Genomic DNA, 5,557 nt, shown 5'->3' on the forward strand with positions numbered 1-5,557 from the left:
GGGCGGTTTTCCATACCCCGATTCCCCCCAAAAATTGGCCGAAAACTTGGGAGACGTGCGCGTTTGGAGGGCGTCGCGCGTAGGGCCTATCGCGGAAACGTAGGCGAATTGTGGCGATGGGGCGCTTCCTGCCCGCACTGCGGCCGTCAACCCACCCCAATTTTTGCCTAAGGATGGAACCGCCTAGGCGCCTTCCTCGTTAGGGCACTCGAAGAGGGAATGCAGCGGCGACAGTACAGAAGCGTTTTGTGGTGCTTTTCTGGGCACGGGGTTGCTGCGTCTATGGGTTGGTGGCGCTGCCTTCTGCGCGTTCCGGTAAATGGCGTCCTTTCACAGACAGCCGAGGAAGCTGCCGCTTCCGGACGGCTGTCCGACCCTGACTTTGTGCTCAACGCCGCCAACATGGGAGGTCCCCATGGGTTACCCTAAGCTCAACTCGCCTGACAGTGTGCTGCCGCCACGCGTTTCCCGGCCCGGGGCCGACATGATCAGCCTGACGGCGCGGCGACAGACACGTCCGAAGTCGCAACCGAAGCCCCATATCTCGGGCGCGGATCAGAAGGCGCTCGCACGGATCGCCGAGCGCTTCGCACCTGGTGCGCCCGGCTCGCCCGGCACCCAATCTGACGCGGCGCCAGAGGAGGCGGCACCGAAAGTCGCGTCCAAGGATCAGCCATTCGACCAGAAGGTCCCGTGGTCACCCATCCTTGCTTCAGCGTCGGGGATGCGGACGCTCATCGCCGTGCTCATCGCCGTCGCGCTGCTTCCGAGCTTGACGCTCGGGGCCATGCTGTGGCTCGGCGCGATCAAGACGCCGTGGTCGACCGGCGCCCACGCTGAAAGCGTACCATCGCCGGCGGCCAAGGCATCTCTTGCCGCAACCATGCCGGTGCCCGACCGGGTTCAGTCGAAGCAGGTCGCCGCCGTTGGAGCGCTCGCTCTCAGCGCGCCTGACGCGCTCGACGCTGAGGCCGGCGGCGAAACACCCTTCGCCGTCGCGCTCGACCACGCAGGTGCATTGCCTGCCCGCAGCGTCATCGCCATCGCCGGGCTGCCGCACGGCGCAACCTTGTCGGCCGGGCGTCCCTATGGCGAGGCGGAATGGAACCTGAGGACGGACGAAATCGGCGATTTGCGGATCGCGCTGCCCAAGGCTGCGAGCGGCGAGAGCAAGCTCCGGGTCAAGCTCGTTGCAGCCGACGGCGAAATCCTTGCCGGGACCGAGACAACCTTAAAGGTGGCGGCGGCGTCCGATCCTGGGGCTAACGATTCTGCCCAGGGTCAGGCGCCGGTGCCGGAACACATCTACGACCCAAACCTTGTCGACGTCGCCGCATGGGATGGAAAGACCCAGCAGCTTCTCGGAGCAAGCGGTGTCGAGGAGGTCTTCACCACGCCGGACACACCACTGGCCCCGCCGGCGCACGTTCTGCCTTCGCAGGACGGCGATGGCGATGCCAAAGCGTGGATTGCGCCGGAGTTCGTCAATCTGCGCAAAGGACCGACATCGTCGGCGGAGGTGATCAGCGTGGTCGCCAAGGGCAGCAAGCTCGAGGTCATGGGGCGGAAACGCGGCTGGGTGAAGGTGACCAACCCCGCGACGTCGGAGAGCGGCTGGGTTTACGCCGGGAGCAAGACACGGCGGGCCAGGGCGGACCAGTCGGATGCTGAAGGCTCGTTCTGGCCGTCGTGGCTGAGCGGCGGCTAATGATTTGATGGTTACCGGTTTTTTAGGACTCCCGAGGGTAGGGTTAAGCAATTGGACTCCTGCCCTTGGAGGGGAAATTGCGTCTCGTGTTGTGGAGCCTCGCGGCCATCGTCGCCGTCGGCCTGGCCGTCGTCTTTGTCGCCCCCCTGTTCATTTCCGCCGAGGATGTGCGGAACAAGCTATTCGCCGAGATCGAGGAAGCGACCGGCTATCGCCTCACGGTCAACGGGTCCCTGCACATCTCCGCCTTCCCGACGCTCAAGCTCGTGGCCGAGGATGTCGGTGTGGCGCAAACGAAAGGCGCCGGCACCGTCGATTTGGCGACGGCGAAAGAGCTCCGATTTGGCCTCGCCGTGGCGCCACTCTTCAGCGGCAAGGTCCAGCTCACCGAGATCGCGCTGATCGGCCCGATCGTCACCATGCCGGAAGCAAGCCCCAAGACTACGGGCGACAAGACTGCGGGCGCCGAGCGGAGTGAAAAGCCCGGGGGCGGGGCGTCGATCGCCGCGGCGCTCCAGACCCTCAGCCTCGACAGCCTGCGCATCGAGGACGGCACGCTGATCCTGCGCGGCGAGGGCGGGGCGCCAGGCAAGCGCATCGACGGCTTGAACCTCACAGCCTCGCTTCCTGCCTTCGACGCTTCCCTATCGCTCGACGTCAAAGCAAGGTTCGACGGTCAGCCGCTCGGCGTGACCGGCTCAATCTCAAGCTTCGGGCCGTTCCTTGACGGAGAAGCAGCCCAGCTTCTGTTCGACGTGGATGCTCCTGCCTACTTCCCCCTGAAGCTCGCGCTGATGGGCACTGCCACCTATACCGGCGACGTGCTCGCGCTTGACGGCTTGAGGGCGAGGGCCGGTGAAACGACGCTGCGCGGCGCGGTCTCGGCAAACCTTTCCGGCACCGTTCCCCAGATCAAGGCGTCGCTCAATGGCGACAGCCTCAACGTCGATGGCTTGCTTGGCGGAAACGGCAAGGCGCCCGCCGGCCCCGATAACGGGGCAAGCGGTTGGAGTGACGCCAAAATCGACTTCTCCGGCCTCAAGGCCGTCAATGCCCAGGTCAATCTCAGTGTCGATCGGTTGAGCTACGGCACGATCAAAACCGGTCCCATCGGCATCCGCGCGGGAGTGGCCGGCGGCAAGCTCAAACTCGAACTGCCCAATTTCCAGCTCTATGGCGGCGTCGGTACCGGGGTCCTAAGCGTCGATGCGACCGGAAAGACTCCGGTTGAGGCCTTCCGCTTTTCGCTCTCCAATCTCGACGCCTATCCGTTCCTCGACGACGCGGCGGCCTTCGAGCGCATCGAAGGCAAGGCGGCCATCGCCGTCGATCTCGTTACGAACGGCGCAAGCCAGCGGGCGATGGTCTCGGCGTTGAATGGCACTGCTGGTCTCGAATTCAGCGACGGCGCCATTCGCGGCATCAATGTCGCCAAGATGGTGCGCAATCTCGGCTCGGCGACCTTGTCGGGGTGGCAGTCGGGTGAGGCTGAGAAGACCGACTTCGCCTCGCTCGGCGCGAATTTCAAAATCGCGCAAGGCAAAGCCCAGACGAGCGATCTTCATCTCAGCGGCCCGCTCGTGCGCATGGCCGGTGCCGGCACCGTCGACCTTCCGGCGCAGACCCTCAACTTCCGCGTCGACCCGCAGGTGGTGGCGAGCCTCCAGGGCCAGGGCGGCAAGAACGACCTTCAGGGCCTCGGCGTGCCGGTCGCCATCAATGGGCCATGGGCCGCGCCCTCGATCTATCCCGACATCGCCGGCATCCTGGAAAATCCGCAAGCCGCCTATGAGAAGTTGAGCAAGCTCGGCGGAGGCTTGGTCAAGCTGCCGAGCGCTGACGGCCTTGGCGGCGCGTTGAGCAGCACTGGCGGTATCGCCGGATTGGTGAAGGGGAAGGCCGGCGGATCGATCGAGGATCTGATCCAAGCCGACCAGGGCTCCCAGGGTGTGGTGCAAGGATTGGGACAGCTCCTCGGCGCCGATCGTGCCAGCACTCCGGCGGCGGCACCGCCTCAGTCTGCCGCGCCGCAGGTGGAACAGCCTGCCAAGAAGAAGGGCAAACAGAAGCAGGCCAAGGCCGCGGGCACGGCTCCGAAACCGGTTGGCAGCCCTCCAGCTCAACCGGCCGCCGTCGCCCCGGCAAAGCCCGCGCCCAAACAGTTCATGCAGAATATCTTCGGGGCCTTCTAATCGGCGCTCGTACAACCGCCTTCGAGCTGAAAAAAGCCTAAGATTTAAGTCTCTTTGCGCTGCCCTTCGCCGGCTCCGAGCCGAACCGGCGTGGTGCAACTGCCGCAGTTGGACTAAGGTGCGGCGAATTCGCGAGAGAGGGACCGGCGCGATGACGGAGAAGCGGCACGAAGGCGGGATTTCCTATCACGTTCCCGGCGAGGACTATTTCAATCAGCGCGAGCTCAGGCGCCACGCAGGGGTCATGTCGCTGTGGGCGCTCGGCGTCGCCGCGGTCATCTCGGGCGATTTCTCGGGCTGGAACCTGGGCTTCACCGTCGGCGGCTGGGGCGGCATGTTCCTCGGCACCATCATCATCACCATCATGTATCTCGGCCTGACTTATTCCATCGCCGAGATGAGCCCGGCGTTGCCCCATACCGGCGGCGCCTATTCCTTCGCGCGCACCGCTTTCGGGCCGTGGGGCGGCTTCATCACAGGCGTCGCCGAGAACATCGAATATGTGCTGACGCCGGCGGTGATCGTGTACTTCATCGGCACCTATCTCACGGCGATTTTCGACACGCCCGCCGCGTTCCAACCGCTCTGGTGGATGTTCGGTTACGTCATTTTTGTCGGGCTCAACATCCGCGGCGTCGAGCTGTCGTTCATGGTCACCATCATCATGACCCTGCTCGCCATCGGCATTCTGATCGTGTTCTTCGTGAGCGCGCTTCCGTTTTTCGATTTCGGCAAATACGCGTTGAACATCGGCGCCGACCCGGCGACCGGAGCGGCGATCGAGTTGCCTCAAGGCCATGGTCCGTTCCTGCCGTTCGGGATATACGGCGTCCTTGCCGCCATGCCCTTTGCGGTCTGGCTGTTTCTCGCCATCGAGCAGTTGCCGCTCGCGGCGGAAGAGTCGGCGGACCCCAAGCGCGACATGCCTAGAGGCATCATGCTCGGCATGTTCACGTTGATCGCGCTCGGCTTCCTTATTCTGTTGTTCAACCCGTCAATTCCGATCGAACGCCAGGTCGCCGACGCGAGCGGTGCGTTCGCCACCGTGCACGGCGCCTTCGCGCTCGGCACCTCGGCCGAGCCGATCCTCGACGGCTTCCGCGTGATCTTCCGGACCGAAGCTGCGAACGCGCTGGCCTTGGCCGCCGTCACCGGGCTGGTGGCAAGCTTCCACGCCATCATCTTCGCCTACGGGCGGCAGATCTACTCGCTGTCGCGGGCGGGCTACTTCCCGCATTTCCTGTCGGTGACCCATGGCGAGCACAAGACGCCGAACATCGCGCTGATGGCCGGCGCCGTGGTCGGGCTCGCGGTGATGTTGGTCGTGTGGTTCGCCATGGGCGGAGAAGCGGCCGGCTCGTTCATCGGCGGCGTATTGCTGAACATGGCGGTGTTCGGAGCCATGATCTCCTATTTGTTGCAGGGCCTCACCTTCATCCAGCTTCGCCGCCGCTTTCCCAACATCGAGCGGCCCTATCGCAGCCCGGTCGGCGTGGCCGGGGCGGCGCTCACCGTGATCATCGCGCTCGTCACCATTGGCTTCCAGCTCGCCGATCCCGTATATCGCACCGGTGTGATCGGCGTGGCGATCTGGTACGCGCTTGCCATCCTCTATTTCGCGGCCTATGGACGGAAGACGCTCGTCTTGTCGCCGGAG

The 5,557-nt window shown here is 64.6% G+C and carries 3 protein-coding genes; all 3 read left to right on the forward strand.

Going from position 1 to position 5,557, the window contains the following annotated elements:
• The first annotated feature begins 415 nt into the window (after nt 1-415).
• Nucleotides 416-1,708, forward strand: coding sequence for an SH3 domain-containing protein (locus ACREC7_RS15535; RefSeq protein ID WP_431556601.1), 1,293 nt, complete (start codon nt 416-418; stop codon nt 1,706-1,708).
• An 86-nt stretch (nt 1,709-1,794) separates the two neighbouring features.
• Nucleotides 1,795-3,900: an AsmA family protein gene (locus ACREC7_RS15540; protein WP_431556603.1), complete on the forward strand. Its 2,106-nt coding sequence runs from the start codon at nt 1,795-1,797 to the stop codon at nt 3,898-3,900.
• A 151-nt stretch (nt 3,901-4,051) separates the two neighbouring features.
• The coding region (locus ACREC7_RS15545; RefSeq protein WP_431556602.1) for an amino acid permease at nt 4,052-5,557 on the forward strand (1,506 nt) is incomplete at its 3' end.

It is taken from the genome of Methyloceanibacter sp. (genome assembly GCF_050728395.1).
GTDB lineage: Bacteria > Pseudomonadota > Alphaproteobacteria > Rhizobiales > Methyloligellaceae > Methyloceanibacter.